The 16442-nt window shown below is 67.6% G+C and carries 16 protein-coding genes and 1 pseudogene; 7 read left to right on the top strand and 10 right to left on the bottom strand.

Translation table 11 applies throughout. The annotated features are described in order from the left end of the window. Nucleotides 1-12: 12 nt before the first annotated feature. On the top strand, nt 13-1083 hold the full coding sequence (locus tag ACEWX3_RS03100; protein ID WP_374158668.1) for a 2Fe-2S iron-sulfur cluster-binding protein: 1071 nt from the start codon (nt 13-15) through the stop codon (nt 1081-1083). 21 nt (nt 1084-1104) lie between these two features. Then, entirely contained in the window at nt 1105-1686 is a 582-nt protein-coding gene (locus ACEWX3_RS03095; RefSeq protein WP_207065137.1) for a hypothetical protein, read from the top strand. 66 nt (nt 1687-1752) lie between these two features. Here the strand turns inward: ACEWX3_RS03095 and ACEWX3_RS03090 are convergent, their stop codons facing one another. Continuing rightward, nucleotides 1753-3918 (bottom strand): acyl-CoA dehydrogenase, encoded by a 2166-nt coding sequence (locus ACEWX3_RS03090; RefSeq protein WP_207065136.1) that lies wholly within the window; start codon nt 3916-3918, stop codon nt 1753-1755. A gap of 282 nt (nt 3919-4200) precedes the next feature. On the opposite strand from ACEWX3_RS03090, the gene kstR reads away from it, so the two are divergent. From kstR to ACEWX3_RS03075, 3 genes are read left to right on the top strand one after another with little or no spacing between them, the layout of a single operon-like run. After that, on the top strand, nt 4201-4809 hold the full coding sequence (gene kstR / locus ACEWX3_RS03085; RefSeq protein ID WP_173012260.1) for a cholesterol catabolism transcriptional regulator KstR: 609 nt from the start codon (nt 4201-4203) through the stop codon (nt 4807-4809). 4 nt (nt 4810-4813) lie between these two features. Continuing rightward, entirely contained in the window at nt 4814-5575 is a 762-nt protein-coding gene (gene otsB, locus ACEWX3_RS03080; protein WP_207065135.1) for a trehalose-phosphatase, read from the top strand. A 48-nt stretch (nt 5576-5623) separates the two neighbouring features. Continuing rightward, the gene (locus tag ACEWX3_RS03075; protein ID WP_374158667.1) at nt 5624-6256 is read left to right on the top strand and encodes a class I SAM-dependent methyltransferase; all 633 of its coding nucleotides are present in this window, start codon (nt 5624-5626) and stop codon (nt 6254-6256) included. On the opposite strand, the gene ACEWX3_RS03070 is transcribed toward ACEWX3_RS03075, so the two are convergent. The 4 genes from ACEWX3_RS03070 to ACEWX3_RS03055 are packed head-to-tail and all read right to left on the bottom strand — an operon-like array spanning nt 6253 to nt 10096. Continuing rightward, the gene (locus tag ACEWX3_RS03070; protein WP_207065133.1) at nt 6253-7353 is read right to left on the bottom strand and encodes a LacI family DNA-binding transcriptional regulator; all 1101 of its coding nucleotides are present in this window, start codon (nt 7351-7353) and stop codon (nt 6253-6255) included. The genes ACEWX3_RS03075 and ACEWX3_RS03070 overlap by 4 nt on opposite strands. Then, complete coding sequence (locus ACEWX3_RS03065; RefSeq protein WP_374158666.1) at nt 7298-8242, bottom strand: metal ABC transporter permease; 945 nt, start codon at nt 8240-8242, stop codon at nt 7298-7300. Before ACEWX3_RS03065 ends, ACEWX3_RS03070 begins: the two co-directional genes overlap by 56 nt. A 59-nt stretch (nt 8243-8301) precedes the next feature. Continuing rightward, on the bottom strand, nt 8302-9084 hold the full coding sequence (locus tag ACEWX3_RS03060) for a metal ABC transporter ATP-binding protein (RefSeq protein ID WP_374158665.1): 783 nt from the start codon (nt 9082-9084) through the stop codon (nt 8302-8304). Continuing rightward, the gene (locus ACEWX3_RS03055) at nt 9071-10096 is read right to left on the bottom strand and encodes a metal ABC transporter solute-binding protein, Zn/Mn family (RefSeq protein ID WP_374158664.1); all 1026 of its coding nucleotides are present in this window, start codon (nt 10094-10096) and stop codon (nt 9071-9073) included. The genes ACEWX3_RS03060 and ACEWX3_RS03055 overlap by 14 nt, the downstream gene beginning before the upstream one ends. Nucleotides 10097-10204: 108 nt before the next feature. Here ACEWX3_RS03055 and ACEWX3_RS03050 point away from each other — a divergent pair, with 108 nt between their 5' ends. Next, complete coding sequence (locus ACEWX3_RS03050; protein WP_374158663.1) at nt 10205-11353, top strand: GTP-binding protein; 1149 nt, start codon at nt 10205-10207, stop codon at nt 11351-11353. Here the strand turns inward: ACEWX3_RS03050 and ACEWX3_RS03045 are convergent. Together ACEWX3_RS03045 and ACEWX3_RS03040 are read right to left on the bottom strand one after the other, a co-directional pair. Further along, complete coding sequence (locus ACEWX3_RS03045; RefSeq protein ID WP_221354173.1) at nt 11345-11851, bottom strand: YetF domain-containing protein; 507 nt, start codon at nt 11849-11851, stop codon at nt 11345-11347. The two genes, ACEWX3_RS03050 and ACEWX3_RS03045, sit on opposite strands and share 9 nt — an antisense overlap. Before the next feature lie 49 nt (nt 11852-11900). After that, nucleotides 11901-12757: pseudogene (locus ACEWX3_RS03040) on the bottom strand (mycofactocin-coupled SDR family oxidoreductase). Between the two features lie 58 nt (nt 12758-12815). Here ACEWX3_RS03040 and ACEWX3_RS03035 point away from each other — a divergent pair. Continuing rightward, nucleotides 12816-13292, top strand: coding sequence for a hypothetical protein (locus ACEWX3_RS03035; RefSeq protein WP_221354169.1), 477 nt, complete (start codon nt 12816-12818; stop codon nt 13290-13292). 112 nt (nt 13293-13404) lie between these two features. Here ACEWX3_RS03035 and ACEWX3_RS03030 read toward each other — a convergent pair whose 3' ends face one another. Genes ACEWX3_RS03030 through aztC form a run of 3 tightly spaced genes read right to left on the bottom strand, consistent with a single transcriptional unit; the run spans nt 13405 to nt 16397 of the window. After that, nucleotides 13405-14262: a sulfurtransferase gene (locus tag ACEWX3_RS03030; RefSeq protein WP_374158662.1), complete on the bottom strand. Its 858-nt coding sequence runs from the start codon at nt 14260-14262 to the stop codon at nt 13405-13407. A gap of 24 nt (nt 14263-14286) precedes the next feature. After that, complete coding sequence (gene aztD / locus ACEWX3_RS03025; protein WP_374158661.1) at nt 14287-15495, bottom strand: zinc metallochaperone AztD; 1209 nt, start codon at nt 15493-15495, stop codon at nt 14287-14289. Nucleotides 15496-15527: 32 nt separating this feature from the next. After that, a complete protein-coding gene (aztC, locus tag ACEWX3_RS03020; RefSeq protein WP_374158660.1) occupies nt 15528-16397 on the bottom strand; it encodes a zinc ABC transporter substrate-binding protein AztC in 870 nt (289 codons plus the stop codon). Nucleotides 16398-16442 lie beyond the last annotated feature (45 nt).

Genomic DNA, 16442 nt, shown 5'->3' with positions numbered 1-16442 from the left:
GGAGGCGCGCGAGTGACGGACGTCAAAGCCGACGAACCACTGGGCACCCATGTGCTCGAACTGGAGATCGCCGAGGTCATCGACGAGACGGCCGACGCCCGATCCCTGGTGTTCACCTCTCCTGCCGACGCCCCCGTCGCCCCGGAGAAGCTGCGCTACGAACCCGGGCAGTTCTTGACCCTGCGGGTGCCCAGCGATCTGACCGGTTCGGTCGCCCGGTGCTATTCGTTGTGCAGTTCGCCGTTCACCGGCGACCCGATGACCGTCACCGTCAAGCGCACCGCCGACGGTTACGCGTCGAACTGGTTGTGCGACCACGCCCAAGCCGGCATGAAGGTGCATGTGCTCGCACCCTCGGGCACCTTCGTGCCCAAGTCGCTGGACACGGACTTCGTGCTGCTCGCCGCCGGCAGCGGCATCACGCCGATGATGGCGATTCTGAAGTCGGCGCTGGCGCAGGGCAGCGGCAAAGTCACGCTGATCTACGCCAACCGCGACGAGAACTCGGTCATCTTCGCCGCCGCGCTACGCGAGCTCGCAGCCCAATATCCCGACCGGCTCACCGTCATCCACTGGCTGGAGTCGGTGCAGGGCCTGCCGGCAGTGGCCGGACTGGCCGAGCTGGTCGCCCCGTTCGGCGCCCGTGAAGCCTTCATCTGCGGCCCGGGACCGTTCATGAAAGCCGCCGAGGAGGCGTTGACCAGCTCCGGGATGTCCCCCGACCGCATCCACATCGAGGTGTTCAAGTCACTCGACTCCGACCCGTTCGCTGCCGTGGTACTGGAGGAGGACGACAGCGACGAAGGGCCGGCCACCGCGGTGGTCACCCTCGACGGTCAGACGCACGAGGTGTCCTGGCCGCGACGCGCGAAACTGCTCGACGTGCTGCTGGACAAAGGGCTCGACGCGCCGTTCTCGTGCCGGGAAGGGCATTGCGGCGCGTGCGCGGTGGTGAAGAAATCCGGCGACACCGAGATGGAGGTCAACGATGTCCTCGAGGACTCCGATCTGGAGGAGGGGTTGATCCTGGCCTGCCAGGCCCATCCCCTGTCGGATTCGGTCGAAGTCACCTACGACGAGTAGCTAGGGATTACCTTCGTGACGATGAACCGGCTCGCAGCAGCATGCACCGCCGTCCTGTTGGCAGCGGCGGGGCTCGCGCAGCCTGCCACGGCCGCCGGCGCATCCAACTCCGGCACGTCGTCGATCCCGGTCGACGGCGCCACCCAGATCCAGATGAACGTCACCGCCGACTGTGTGGCGGCGCAGAACCGGTGCTTCTTCAACACCACGGCGAACCTGATGACGCCGACCGGCCCCACCGGGTTCCCGGGTGACACCTGGGCCCGTCAGACCATCACCATCCGCAGTTCGGATCGCGACGTGTGGCAGGAGGCGTGGTACAGCGCCCCGTCCGGGACACCCCGGGAACTCAAGGGCGCCAACCACAACAACGTGTTGTCGAAGATGTACAAGGCGATCAACGACGTGCAGATCTCCATCACCTACTTCGGCGGCGGCCCCATCGAACGGTTCAAGTCCGACGGTGACACCGCGCCCACCCAGTGGAGCACCGGACTGCCCGCGACGGGGTCGGACTTCATCGCCTGTTCGCAGATCCAGGTCGTCTACAGCGGTGTCAACCTCACCACTCCGACCGCCTGCGCACAGACCACATTCGGTTAGTTCGCCCGCGCACGCCTTTGGATGGTGCGCCCGCGCACGCCTTCAGATGGTGCGCCCGCGCACGCCTCAGCGCGGCAGGCCCAGCAACCGCTCGCCGGCCATGGTCAGCAGGATCTGCTCGGTGCCGCCGGCGATGGTCAGGCAGCGGGTGTTGAGGAAGTCGTGCACCTGCGTGCTGTCCACGATGCCCGCGCCCTCGGCCAGATCCATCCGGAACTCGGCGAGCCCCTGGCGGTAACGCACCCCGATGAGCTTGCGGGCGCTGGCCTGCGGACCGGGGTCCTCGCCGACCACGGCCAACTGGGCGATGCGCTGGTCGAGCAACGATCCGACCTGGGCGGTCACGATCAGCTCGCCGAGCCGATCCTGTTGCGCAGCATCGAGTTCGGCCACCGAGCGCAGCAGCTCCTCCATCGGGTTGCCCAGCGCGGTGCCTTGAGCCATGGCGACCCGCTCGTTGGCCAGCGTGGTACGCGCCAGCCGCCACCCGTCGTTGACCTGCCCGACGACCATCTCGTCGGGGACGAACACGTCGTCCAGGAAGACCTCGTTGAACAGTTCGTCGCCGGTGATCTCCCGTAGCGGTCGCACGACGATCCCCGGTGACGTCATGTCGATCAGGAAGTAGGTGATGCCCTTGTGCTTCGGTGCATCCGGGTCGGTTCGGGCCAGGCACACCCCCCAGTGCGCCTGCTGCGCCGACGACGTCCACACCTTCTGCCCGGTCAGCTTCCAGCCGGACCCCGTTGCACCGCCCGCGGACCCGCCGTCCGCGCGCACGGCCTTGGTGCGCAGCGCGGCCAGGTCCGAGCCCGCCCCGGGCTCGCTGAACAGCTGGCACCAGCGCAGGTCACCGCGCAACGTCGCCGGGACGAACTTCTCGATCTGCTCCTGGCTGCCATGCTCGAGAATCGTCGGGACCGCCCACCACCCGATCACCAGGTCCGGACGCACCACTTCAGCCGCCGCCAGCTCCTGGTCGATCAGCAACTGCTCGGCGGGCCCGGCGGCCCGACCGTAGGGCCGGGGCCAGTGCGGTGCGAGCAAGCCGGCCTCGGCCAGCGCCACCTGACGCTGCTCGGCGGGCTTCGCTGCGACGTCGGCGACCGCGGCGGAGATCTCGGGCCGCAGATCGGCCACCGAGTCGAGATCGATGTGCAGGTCGCGACGAACACCCTGCTGGGTCAGCGCAACAACCCGCCGCAGCCAGCGCGACCGCCCGCCGAGGAACTGCGCGATGGCGTAGGCGCGCCGCAGGTACAGATGCGCGTCGTGCTCCCAGGTGATGCCGATACCACCCAGAACCTGGATGCAGTCCTTGGCGTTGGCTTTCGCGGCCTCGATACCTACCGACGCTGCCAGTGCGGCGGCCAGCGACAACTGCGCATCCTCGGACTGCCCCGCCGATTCCGACGCGGCCCGGGCCGCGTCCGCGGCGGCGACCGAGGCCTGCTCGGAGCGCAGGAGCATCTCGGCGCACATGTGCTTGATGGCCTGGAAGCTGCCGATCGGCTTGCCGAACTGCTCACGGACCTTGGCGTACTCGGTGGCGGTCTGCAGGCACCACCGGGCCAGACCGGCGGCCTCGGCGGAGAGCACCGTGACGATCAGGTCGACGATCCGCTGCGCGGGCACAGCGAGCTCCTCAGCGGCGGCGCCGTCGGTCACCACCCGCGCCAGCGGCCGGGAGAAGTCGGTGGCGGCCAGCGGTTCCACGGTGACGCCGTCGGCGGCGGCGTCGACCAGCACCCAGGTGTCCCCGGCCGCCAGCAGCAGCACACCACCGGCAGACCCGCCCAGGACGTACTCGGCCGTACCCGACACTCGTCCGTCGGAGTAGGTGAGGTCGGAGGCCAGGGCCACACCCGCGGTGCGCTCCCCGGAGGCCAACGATTCCAGCAGTTCGGCGTGTGAATCCGACAACACCAGGGTGGCCACTGCGGTGGAGGCCACCGGGCCGGGGACCATCGCGGCAGCCGCCTCGTCGAGCATTGCGCAGAGGTCGCCCACGGTTCCGTCGGCCCCGCCGTGCTCCTCGGGCAGTGCCACACCGAATGTGCCTAGTTGAGCCAGACCGTCGTAAGCCGAGCGCCACGCCTCGGGATCACCCTGCTCGACGTCGCGCGCGGCCTCGACCGCGCGGGATCCGGCCGCCCAGCTCCGAACCAGTTCACGCGCGGCGGACTGCTCGTCGGTGAGGGTGGCAGACGAGTTCGTGGACCTAGCCGACACCGTGACTCCTAGCGTTTGGGCGAGAAGACCGTGCTTCCCACTAGAACGTGTTCTAATATTGCCAGCGTTGGACCGTCAAGTCGACCGCCATCACAGCAGGGCACGTCGGTGTCGTCACGGCACGGAGGTGAGCAATCGGGGATCGGCATGCGTATCGTTTCCAGCGGTACGCATCACGAAGGAGCCGCACGTCGCATGTCAGGGACGTCAGAATTGTCGGGCACGCCGGCCCGCGCCGCATCGGGCGCTGGTGCTGACACCCGCCCCCGCCAGGTGATGAACGTGGCGGTTCTGGCTGAATCCGAACTCGGCTCCGAGGCCCAGCGCGAGCGACGCAAGCGCATCCTGGACGCCACGCTGGCGATCGCCTCGAAGGGCGGTTACGAGGCCGTTCAGATGCGGGCGGTGGCCGAACGCGCCGATGTCGCGGTCGGCACCCTGTACCGGTACTTCCCGTCCAAGGTGCATCTGCTGGTCTCGGCGCTCGGGCGGGAGTTCGAGCGCATCGACGCCAAGACCGACCGGGCGGTGCTCGCCGCCGGCGCCACCCCGTACCAGCGCCTCAACATCATGGTCGGCAAGCTCAACCGCGCAATGCAGCGCAACCCGCTGCTCACCGAGGCGATGACTCGGGCCTTCGTGTTCGCCGACGCCTCGGCAGCCGGTGAGGTCGACCACGTCGGCAAGCTGATGGACTCGATGTTCGCGCGCGCGATGAGCGAGGGCGAACCGACCGAGGACCAGTACCACATCGCACGGGTGATCTCCGATGTGTGGCTGTCCAATCTGCTGGCCTGGCTGACCCGACGGGCATCGGCCACCGACGTCGCCAAACGCCTGGATCTGGCCGTGCGACTGCTCATCGGGGACGGCGACCAGCCTAAGATCTGAAGGCGTGAGCGACCTGCCTGCCGATCTGTCCAGCGCGCTCGACGCCGCCGCGAAACTGCCCCGGCTTCTGGTCACCTCCGACTTCGACGGCACCCTGTCGCCGATCGTCAGCAACCCGTCCGATGCCCGCCCGCTGCCCGAGGCCGGACGCGCCCTTGTCGGGCTTGCGGAGCTGCCGTCCACCGCCGTCGCGCTGATCTCCGGTCGCGCGTTGCGTGACCTGCGGGCGTTGTCGTCGATGCCGGACGCGGTGCATCTGGTGGGATCCCACGGCGCGGAGTTCGACCACGGGTTCTCGCACGACATCGATCGGGAGCTGTTGCGCAACATCACCGAGACGCTGGAGGAGATCGCGTCCGGCCGGGCCGGGGTCACCGTGGAGACGAAGCCCGCCAGTGTGGCGTTGCACGTGCGCAACGCTTCGCCGAGCGACGGGGAGGCCGCGCTGGCCGCGGCCTGGGAGGCCGCCGCCGAGTGGGACGCCCATGCCACCACCGGCAAGGCCGTCCTCGAGTTCGCCGTGATCTCCACCGACAAGGGCGAGGCGATCGACATCCTGCGGGACCAGCACGCCGCGTCGACCGTGGTGTTCTTCGGCGACGACGTCACCGACGAGAAGGCGTTCCGGCGGCTCACCGACGGCGACATCGGCGTCAAGGTCGGGCCCGGGGACACCGGGGCGGGCTACCGGGTCGACTCCCCGGACGACGTCGCGGTGGCACTGCAGTATCTGCTGGACGCGCGTAGCGGTATGCGCTTTGCCTGATCGGCAATAACCTTTGCCGGGAGCGTTCACCTGACGCACAGTGGTGACATGCCTGAATCCCCCTCCCCCACAGCCACCGCCGAGGAATGGGACGAGCGCTACAGCTCGCTCGCCGACCAACTCCCCGACATGGCGCCGAGCGCGGCGTTGATCCGCGAGATCGGCGAACTCGCCCCGGGCACCGCACTCGAGATCGGTTGCGGTCTGGGCGCCGATGCCGTCTGGCTGGCGACCCGCGGATGGCGGGTGACCGCGCTCGACGTCTCCCAGGTCGCCCTGGACCGCGCCACCCAGCGAAGCCGTGAGGCCGGCGTCCAGATCACGTGGCGATGCGGCCGCCTCGAGGACATGCCGTTGCCGTCCAACGGTTTCGACCTCGTCACCGCCCACTATCCGGCGCTGCGTCATTCGCCGCGACACGACGCCGAACGCGCACTGCTGGCGGCGGTAGCACCGGGTGGCACACTGCTCGTGGTGCACCACGCCGACGTCGACGTCGAGAAAGCCAAGTCCTACGGCTTCGACCCCGCGGATTACCTCGGGCACGACGACATCGTCGAATTGCTCTCAGACGGCTGGGAAGTCAGCGTCGACCGCCGGCACCCACGGGACGTACCCGCCGGACTCGAGGGACAGCACACCCACGACGACATCATCAGGGCGCGCCGACTGACCGGCTAGGCCGGCGGACCGGAGGTCCGTCCCCGCATCACCTCGGTGTCGAGGACCTCGATCACCGGCAATCCCGACCGGGGCGGGTCGTGCAGCAGTTCCCCTGCCCGGCGGCCCTTTTCGACACTGGGTTGCACGACCGTCGTCAGGCCTCGCTGCAGCGCCTCCGGCACACCGTCGAAACCCGTCACCGTCATCGAGCCCGGCACGTAGACCCCGCGGGCCCGCAGGTGATCCATCGCCGACAGCGCCAGCACGTCGGCGGTACACATCAGCGCGGTGATGCGCGGATTGGCCGCCAGCGCGGCGTCGGCGCCGGCACCTCCGGACGAGGGCAGGTGTTCATAGCTTTCGACGACGGTCAGCGACGCCGGATCCAGTCCCGCCGCAGTCATTGCGTCACGCACGCCCCGGATGCGCTCGCTCTGGACATGGAAGTGCGGGCTACGAACCCGCTGCGGATCAGCGATCGCGGGGGCCGGGCCGGCGTCCGGCCACTCGCGGCCGAGCCGCATCGTCAACAGCCCGATCTCGCGGTGACCGAGCTCGAGCACGTGCTCGGTGAGCCGGCGCATCGCTGCCCGGTCATCGATGCACACCCGCGACACCCCGGGCACGTCGCGGGGCTGGTCGACCACCACCACCGGCAGATGACGCTCCAGGATCGCCGGCAGGTAGGGGTCGTCATCGGAGGCTGAGTAGACGACGAAACCGTCCACACCGGCGGCCAACACCGCGGCCGAGCCGTCGGAGACACTGCGGTCGGGCCCGACCGCCACCAACAGCAGTCCCTGCCCCACCGCTTCGCACGACTCGGCCAACCCGGCGACGAAGTCGAGCGCGGCCGGATCCCGGAACGAATAGTTCAACGGCTCGGTGATGACCAACCCCACCGCGCCGGCCTTGCGGGTACGCAACGAGCGCGCCACCGGGTCCGGACCGGGATAGCCGAGCGCCTTGGCGGTGGACAGCACACGTTCGCGCAGTTCGGCCGACAGTTGGTCGGGCCGGTTGTAGGCGTTGGAGACAGTGGTCCGCGAGACCTTGAGCTCAGCGGCGAGTGAGGCCAGGGTCGCTCGGCGCCTCGGCGCTGGACTCCTGGACATGCTCCCCGAGATTAGTGGACACACCGGGTTGCGCTGCGGAAGTCCGCTTCGGGCGCGGCACGCGAGCGCCCAGCCACACCACCAGCCAGATGCCACAGGCGATGGTGACCACCAGAAAGCTGGGCGGCAGATTGAACATCGCGGACAGCGCGAGACCCGCCCAGACCGAGAACACCCCGATGCCCGCCGATACCGCCATGGCGTACACGGGGCGCGCGGTGAAGATCAGAGCCGTCGCCGCGGGAGTGACGACGAGCGCGAACAGCAGCAGCGTGCCCACCGCCTGCACCGCCATGGTCACCGTGAACGCGAGCAGCACCATGAACACCACCGACAGCCCGCGGACCGGCACCCCCTTGGCCTCGGCCACCTGGCTGTTGACCGAGGTGAACAGCAGCGGCCGGTAGATGAACGCCATGCAGGCCGCCAGCACCAGCAGCAGCGTCAGGAACCCCACCAGCTGCTCGTTGGTGATCGCCAGCAGGTTCCCGAACAGCACGTTGGTCAGGGTGGACGAATTGCGGGTGGCCAGCGAGTTGAAGAACAGGCCCAGCCCGGTGGCGAAGGCCAGCACGGTACCGGTCGCGACGTCGCGATCGGAGGCGCGTTTGCCCAGCGCCCCGATCGCCAGCGCACCCCCGACGCAGAACACCCCCAACCCGAGCGCCGCCGGCAGCCCGAGCAGCACCGCGCCGGTGGCGCCGGGCAGCCCGATGTGGGCCAGCGCGTGCGCGGCGAACGAGGAGTTGCGCACCACGATGAAGTAGCCCATCAGACCCGCGGCGAGCGCGACGATCGTTCCGCCGAGCCAGGCGTTGCGCATGAACGACGAGCCCAGGATCTGCACCCAGTTGTCCTGGTAGCCCATCGCCACGAGGGACTGGGTCATCGGTTGCTCCGCAAAGTCATCGGTTGCTCCGCAAAGTCATCGGTTGCTCCGCAAAGTCATCAGTCGCTCCGCATGTAGAGCTGCCCCTGCAGGGTATGCGCAACCTTGATCCGCGTGCCGTACATGTGGGTGAGCAGATCGGAATCCACCACCTGATCGATCGCCGCGTGATGGGCGTGGCCGTCGAGCAGGTAGATCGCACTGTCGAGCACCGCCAGCAGGGGATTGAGATCGTGGGCGACCACCAGAATCGTCACCGCCAGCTCACGCTTGAGCCTGGCGAGCAGCTCGACGATCTCGTGCTGGGTACGAATGTCGAGCGAAGCCAGCGGTTCATCGAGAATGAGCATTCGCGGCTGAGCCACCAGCGCGCTGGCGAGCGCGATGCGTTGACGCTGTCCGCCGGACAACTCCGAAAGCCGCCGGTCGGCGAAGTCGGTGGCCTCGACCCAATTCAGGGCCTCCTCGACGCGACGGCGATCCTCTGCGCGGGGCCGCGCGAAGCCCCACCGCCGTCCCGTGAGCCCCAGCAACACGGCGTCCCTGGCCCGGATCGCCTCGGTCGCGTTGACGTCGTAGTGCTGAGGTACATAGCCGATCTCGTCGTTACGCGCACCCGGACGGGAGCCGTACACCTGCACCGTTCCGTGCGCGACGGGAAGCAACCCGAGGATCACCTTGAGCAGCGTGGTCTTCCCGGAACCATTGGAGCCGATGACGGCGACGAACTGACCGGCCTCGACCCGCAGCGTCGAATCCGACCAGATCGTGCGCCCGCCCCGGACAACGCTGACGTCGTCGAACGCCAGCGCCGGCACGGCTGCCGGCTCATGCTCGGACACCGAGGGCCTCGGCCAGTGCGTCGAGCTGTCCCACCTGCCAGGTCTGGAACGACTCGGTGTTCGGCGGCACCGTCTCGGTGACCTCGACCACGGGGACTCCGGCCTGCTCGGCTGCCGCCCGGATCTGCTCGGGCACGGACCCCTCAGTCTGAGTGTTGTAGATCAGCACGTCCACCCCGCGGTCACCGAGCAGACGCAGGAAGGCGTCCAGATCGGCCGGAGACGGCTCGGCCTCGTTCGCCGACGCGGCCTGGTAACCCTCCGGCGTGCGGTTCTGCATCCCCAGCGCCGAAGCCATGTCGTCGAACACGCTCTCGGTGGCGGCGTAGGTCTTGCCCTGGGCGCCGGACCTGATCGTGGCGATGGCGTCGTTGTAGGGCTTCATCACGTTGTTGAACTCGGAGTGCCGCTCATCGAGGTAATCGGCGGCGTCGGGCGCCAGATCCTTGAGCTGGGCGGTCACCGCTTCGGCCACCTCGTTCACGACCGCCGGGTTGTACCAGACATGAGGGTTGCCCTCACCGGCATGGTCGTGGCCGGCCTCCCCCTCGTGACTGTGCCCCTCTTCCCCCTCGTGACTGTGCCCTTCTTCGCCCTCCGGGCTGTGCCCTTCTTCGCCCTCATGTCCACTCAGTTCGACGGCGTTGATCACCGGGGCATCCGGGGCCGACGAGGCCGCCAGCTTCGCCGCCCACTCGTCATAGTGGCCGCCGTTGAGGACGACGAGCCGCGCGCCGTCGAACAACGCGGCGTCGGCGGGGGTGGGCTCGTAGTCGTGTGGGTCCACCGAGGAACTCGCCAGAACCGTGGTGACGTCGGCACAGGCGCCGCCGACCTGGGAAACGATGTCTCCCCATTGATCGACGCTGACGACGACGTCGACCGGTGCCGTCGGGCATCCGCCCTCCGAGGGGGGCGGGGTGCCGGCCGAGCTGCTGGAGTCCTCATCGCTGCCGCAGGACGACAAGGCAAGAGGGAGGGCGAGCGCGAAGGAGGCTGTCAGCACGCGCATTGTCGAGGATCGAACTGCGTTCACCCGGCAACGATAACCGTTGCCAATTGGAAGCGCACACGGCCGGCCGACTGGTGCGCATTAAATGAAAATGATTATCATTAATACATGGCTTCCGACGCGTCCCCGAAACTGCCCGTCACTGTGCTCTCCGGATTCCTGGGCGCCGGTAAGACGACCCTGCTCAACCACATCCTGGCCAACCGCGAAGGCCGCCGGGTGGCCGTCATCGTCAACGACATGAGTGAGGTCAACATCGACGCCGCCCTGGTGGCCGGTCAGGGCCACCTCGACCGCACCGAGGAGAAGCTGGTCGAACTCACCAACGGATGCATCTGCTGCACGCTGCGCGAGGACCTGGTCGAAGCAGTCGGCGCGCTCGCCCGCCAGAATCGATTCGACCAGCTCGTCATCGAGTCGACCGGGATCTCCGAGCCGATGCCGGTGGCCGCCACCTTCAGCTGGGAGTTCGAGGACGGTTTCAGCCTCGGACAGCTGGCCCGGCTCGACACGCTGGTCACCGTCGTCGACGCCTCGACATTTCTGACCGAGCTCGCCCGGGGAGAGGCGCTGGCCGACCGACAGATGAGCGCCGGGGAAGGTGACGCCCGCAGCATCTCAGACCTCCTGGTCGACCAGGTGGAGTTCGCGGACGTGATTCTGCTGAACAAGACCGACCTGGTCACCCCGGCCACGCTGGCCACGGTGGAAACGCTGGTACGACGGCTGAATCCCACCGCGAAACTGATCCACACCGACCACGGCGTCGTCGATCTCTCCGAGGTGCTCGACACCGGTCTGTTCGACCCGATCCTGGCCGCCGAGGCGCCGGGCTGGGACGAGGAGATCGCCGATGGCCACACCCCGGAGACCGAGGAGTACGGCATCAGCTCCATGACCTTCCGGGCGGACCGGCCGTTCCACCCGAACCGCCTGGCCCGAGCGCTGGGCCAGATGACCCGCATCCTGCGCAGCAAGGGGTTCTGCTGGATCGCCAGCAGGCCGGCCATCGCGGCCATCTGGTCACAGGCCGGGCCGAATCTGGTGATCGAGCCCGCCCAGTACTGGTCGAGCACCGATATCGCGCCGGGGCAGGAGATCGTGTTCATCGGGGTCAAGCTGGACCGGGAGCGGGTGCAGGAGTTGCTCTCCGGTGCCCTGTTGACGGACCTGGAGCTGTCAGCGGGTGAAGACGCCTGGCTCAGGTTCGACGATCCGTTGCCTGCTTGGGGTGTGACGCACAGCCACTCACATTGACAGGCCGCCGAGGGCAGAGCCGTCACCGAGGCGGTCGGCGCTGATCACGCTCAGGGTGCCGTCCGTCTCCAGCACCACGGCCGCGACGGCGGCCAGACTGCCGGCGCCGCTGGCCCGCACCACCTGGCGGATCTCGTCGGCGCTGATGCGCTGTTCGAGCAGGGCCTCGTCGAGGACGGCCCCGTCCCGCAGCAGCAGAGTCGGACGTGCGGTGATCACGGCCCTGCCCAGGCGTAGACGCGACGAGATCATCGCCGCGACGAACTGCAGAACCGCCAGCAGAACCAGAGCCGTGACACCTTCGGCGTAGGACACGTCGGAGCTGAGCAGAATGGTGGCCAGCGTCGAACCGAACGCCACGGTGACCACCAGGTCGAAGGCGTTGAGCTTGGCCAGAGTCCGCTTGCCCGAAACCCGCAACACGGCAACCAGTCCGACGTAAGCGGCGGTGCCCACAACGAGCACCCGGACGATGTCGGACCAGTCGTCGAACCACATGGTGCCAGCGGTTACCCAGCGGGCCCGCGGTCAAACGGTTGAAGCCCGGTCAGAGGCCGAGCTTGAGCGAGGCTCCGGCATCGACGAACAACTGCTGGCCGGTCACATACCGGGACTCGTCGGAGGCGAGATAGACCACGGCATGGGAGATGTCCGAGGCTTCGATGTAGGGCACGGGCATGGCCTGCATGAACGGGAACGTGACTTCGGCGTCTTCGCGAGTCGGTTCCGACAGATCCGGACGGAAGGTCTTGTACATCGCCGAGTTGTGCAGCATGTCGGTGTCGACGTTGGTGGGGTGCACCGCATTGATCCGGATCCGTTGCGGCCCCATCGTGAGCGCAAGGGACTTGGTGTAGTCGCGAATCATCTTCTTCGCCAGTCCGTATCCGTCACCGCCGGCTCCCTGCATGCCGCCCTGCCCGTTGATGCCGGTCTGCGGCACCAGTCCCGCCACCGACCCGGTCACGACGATCGCACTGCCCGATTTCAGATGCGGCAGTGCGACGTGAACCGAGTTCACCACGCCGACGAAATCGACATCGAACGCATCGACGAAGCCTTGGACGGGAATGTCGTTGCCCAGCGGGCAGATACCCGCGTTGGCGACCACCACGTCCAAACCGCCTAGATCGGCGACCGCGTCGTCGAGTACCTTCTTCAGGCCCACCCGGTCCCGGACGTCGACCTGGGCCGTGATCACCCGCCGGCCGGACTTCTCGACGAGTCGGGCGGTTTCCTCGAGATCGGCAGCCGTGGCCAAGGGGTAGGATTCGTCTCGATGTTCTGTCCGATGTCGACGATGATGAGATCGGCCCCCTCGTCGGCCAAGTGAACAGCGTGGCTGCGACCCTGCCCGCGGCCAGCCCCGGTGACGAAAGCGACCTTGCCGGTCATTCGACCCACGGACATCCTCCTTAGTTATTGAAAACAGTTTTCGACAACGACCATGGGGCACTGTAGCGTGAAGCCGGTATTGTTGAAAACCGTTACCAATAACGGCCCTGCTGCGCGGAGGCTACCGAGGAGACGAGCGTTGAGCGCGAAGCAACGACACACCGGCAACCCCTTCACCGTGGCCGTCTGCACGGCCTGCGGCACCGACGTCACCGCGATGGTGATGCCGAAGCTGCGACAGGTGGTACGCAACTGCCCGCACGGCGTGCTGGTCGTGACCAATTGCTTGCTGGGCACTTTCGCCTGCGGCGCGAAGACCTCGGCAGAGCCGGGCAATTCGGGGCGGGACGTGATGCTGGTGCTGCAGCCCTGCACGAGGGACCGGACCCCCGTGTCATCCATGCAGTGGATCGGTCCGGTGCGCGACGAGGTCGATGCCGAGGCGGTGTGCAAATGGATAGCCGCCGGCGAGTGGGATCCGGGCGATCTCCCGACGAACCTGCGCGCCGAGCTGAACATGGCCAGACTGAGCCGATCGAACTGAGTGAGCCGACCGAACTGAGTGAGCCGATCAAACTGAGTGAGCCGATCGAACTGAGTGAGCCGGTCGAACTGAGTAAGACCGCTCAACAGCACGGGCCAACTGAACCGACGGGTTAGTCTCCCGTGGCCACCGGCCGGTCCGGTTCGGCACACCACTGCGACCACGACCCCGGAAACAGCCGGGCCTCGGTGCCCACCATCTGCAGGGCCGCGATCAACACCGCGGCGGTGACACCTGAACCGCAGTACGCGCCTACGCCGTCGACGCCGTCGACGCCGTCGACGCCACGCTCGGCGACGAACTGACGCAACTCATCGTCGGAGCGGAATGTTCCGTCGACCGACAGCACCGACGTGCTCGGGGCATTGCGAGCGCCGGGAATGTGGCCGGCGACGGGATCGACCGGCTCGCGCTCGCCGCGAAACCGCTCGGGAGCGCGCGCATCGAGCACTGGGCCGCCGAACTCCGCTGTCTGGTCGGCGGTCAACGTCGGCAGCGCACCTTGGTACAGGTCGCGATGCGCGACCGTCACGTCACCGGGACTGACGGTGGCCACGCCCGTTTCGAGATCACCGCCGAACTCCACCCAGGCGGAGAGCCCGCCATCGAGGATGCGGACATCCTGGACACCCGCCGCGGTCAGCACCCACCACGCCCGGGCAGAACCGGCGCGATTCCAATCGTCGTAGACCACGGTGGGTATGCCGGCGCGCATCCCCCAGCGGCGAGCGGACTGCTCGAGGGCCTTCCCGGACGGCAACGGATGGCGCCCGCGACCCGTCACAGCGTGATCGGTCAACTCATCCTCGAGCGAGACGTACACGGCACCGGGGACGTGGCCGGCGGAGAACGCCTCGCGCCCGTCGGGGTGTGTCAGTTCCCAACGGACGTCGAGGACGTTCACCGGTCGGCCGACGGCGAGGTGGCGCGCCAGCTCTGACGCCGTGATGAGGATGTCAGCTCGGGTCACGCCACCATCGTCGCACCGACTCGCCTAATGGTGGTGATGTCCGACGGCCCCACTGAGCTCGTTGGGGGCCTGCTCCAACGTCGTCGATGCCGTGACAGCGCCCGATTGCAGGTCGACGAGATGGATCTGCCGAGTCGCCGGGTCGGACACGTAGACCGCATCCTCGCGGGTGAACACCGCCGGCCCACCGGCCTGCCAGTCGTCGGGTTCGGACCACGCCTGCATGATGTCGATCGCTTGGATCTGATCACCGGTCACCTGATCGAAGACGTACAGTTTTCCGTCGGTGCCCAAGATCAGTGCTTCGCCTTGGGGCCCCCGGCCCAGCGAACGGAACCAGTAGCTGACCGACTCGGGGAGCTGGACCACCTGCATTTGGTCTGTGGTGGTGTCGATCAGAGCGAACTGGTTCGGCCGCTCCATCTCGGCGTCCGGGTCGACCTTCATGTCGGCCAGCACGACCGGCGAATCATCATGTCCGCGAACGTTTCCCGACCTACCGTACGGGGTCGGGCTGGGAATCTTGGTGAACGACCCGTCCGCGTAGGTCAGCACGCCGTTCTCGCAACCGAGCACGACGACCTCGTCGGCGGCTACCGCCTCCCCGTGGATACCGGGGCATTCTTCGCTACGGGCGATCTCTCGGTCGCCCTGCATCGCCACCGCGCCGGTGCGGTTGTCCGGATCGCCCAGCGAGTGCACCAATGTGCCGTCGGAGAGAATGACTGCCACCCCGTGATGAGGCTCCGGCGTGGTGAAGGTGCTGGTCTCGGGTAAGCCCCCCTCTTCGAGCGCGTGCGGATCGAATGCGGTGATCTCGCCCGAGCCGTCGGCGAACAGGACGGTGTTCTCCCCGTGCACGACCACGTGTCCCGGATCCGACGCGGCGAAGGTGTCGTCGGTCAGTTGGCCTCCCGCCGCATCGAGAATCCGGAATCCCTCGTCGGTGGTCACGAGCACGTGTGCCTCGTCGCCGGCGGGGTTGACCCGCAGGAAGCCGTCGAGCGGGATGTCCTGGGCGACCTCGAGGGTCTCGCCGTCGAGGACATAGAGACCGCCATCGTAAGTGGCGACGACGGGCTCGGCGATCGGTTCGGCAGGCGCCTCCGAGGCGGGCGCCGACTCCGGACTCTGGGTGCTCTCGGCACTGTCGGTTCCGGACGAGCACGCCACCAGGGTCGCTGCCGCACACGAGGCGGCGCCGGCGCGGTAGAGCCACCGCATGTCGAACATATCTGCTCCCTTCTGAGCTGATCGGGCTGCGGTCATCGCAGCCCCTTGACGATGGAGTCGGTGTTGGAACGCATCATGTCGACATACGTCGCGCCGGGTGTACCTGGCGGACTCAGTGATTCGCTGTAGAGCGGCACGATCGTGACGGCGATGTCGGCCTGCTCCGACAGCACCCGGGCCAGCTTCTCCGGTTGCGATGAGTCGATGAAGATCGCAGGTACTCGAGCGGTTTCGATGGCACCCACGAGCGATTCGAGGTCGGATGGACTCGGAGCGGCCAGGGTGGTCCCGCTGGGCACGATCGCACCGATCACCGTGAAGCCGAACCGCTGAGCGAGGTAGCCGAGCACGTGGTGATTGGTGACCAGCTTTCGGCGCTGGACAGCGATGGTCTCGAAGTCGGCGGCCATCGAGGCGTCGAGCTCTGTCAGCTGCCGGCGGTAGACCTCAGCGTTGCGCACGATCGCGGCGGTGTCGACTCCGTTGACCTCATTGACGATTGCATCCTCGATGACACCGACAGCGGTGATCATCCGTTGCGGATCCGTCCAGAAATGCGGGTCGGGCGCACCCGCGGTATCGCCTTCGGAGTACCGGATCGGATCGATGTCCTCGCCTACCGCAAGGGTCGGAACGCCCTGTTCCGCGGCACTTTCGACGTTTCGTTCCACATTCTCCTCGAGCCCCAGGCCGTTGTAGACGATCAGCCCCGCCGAGTTCATCGCCGCAGCTTCCTGAGCGGAGATGCCGAACGAGTGTGGGTCAGCGTTCGGCTTCATGAGGACCCGGACCTCAGCGGCGTCACCGACCACGTGGCGCACCACGTCACCGAGGATATTGGTGGTGACGACGATCTCACTGCGTCCAGGGTCCGCCCCACCGCCGCACGCAGAGACGGTCACGACGAGAGCAGCGACGAGCCACGCCAGGCTCCAGTGCGAACACGT

This window comes from Mycobacterium sp. G7A2 (assembly GCF_041902445.1).
Lineage (GTDB): Bacteria > Actinomycetota > Actinomycetes > Mycobacteriales > Mycobacteriaceae > Mycobacterium.
The sequence above is the reverse complement of the archived record's forward strand: the minus strand, read 5'-3'. Positions and strand labels throughout refer to the sequence as shown.

Coding starts and splice junctions, on each gene's coding strand:
- ACEWX3_RS03045 (WP_221354173.1), bottom strand. CDS start 11,851: ATGTGGTTCGACGACTGGTCCGACATCGTCCGGGTGCTCGTTGTGGGC.
- ACEWX3_RS03095 (WP_207065137.1), top strand. CDS start 1,105: ATGAACCGGCTCGCAGCAGCATGCACCGCCGTCCTGTTGGCAGCGGCG.
- ACEWX3_RS03050 (WP_374158663.1), top strand. CDS start 10,205: ATGGCTTCCGACGCGTCCCCGAAACTGCCCGTCACTGTGCTCTCCGGA.
- aztD (WP_374158661.1), bottom strand. CDS start 15,495: ATGTTCGACATGCGGTGGCTCTACCGCGCCGGCGCCGCCTCGTGTGCG.
- ACEWX3_RS03075 (WP_374158667.1), top strand. CDS start 5,624: ATGCCTGAATCCCCCTCCCCCACAGCCACCGCCGAGGAATGGGACGAG.
- ACEWX3_RS03070 (WP_207065133.1), bottom strand. CDS start 7,353: ATGTCCAGGAGTCCAGCGCCGAGGCGCCGAGCGACCCTGGCCTCACTC.
- ACEWX3_RS03055 (WP_374158664.1), bottom strand. CDS start 10,096: ATGCGCGTGCTGACAGCCTCCTTCGCGCTCGCCCTCCCTCTTGCCTTG.
- ACEWX3_RS03065 (WP_374158666.1), bottom strand. CDS start 8,242: ATGACCCAGTCCCTCGTGGCGATGGGCTACCAGGACAACTGGGTGCAG.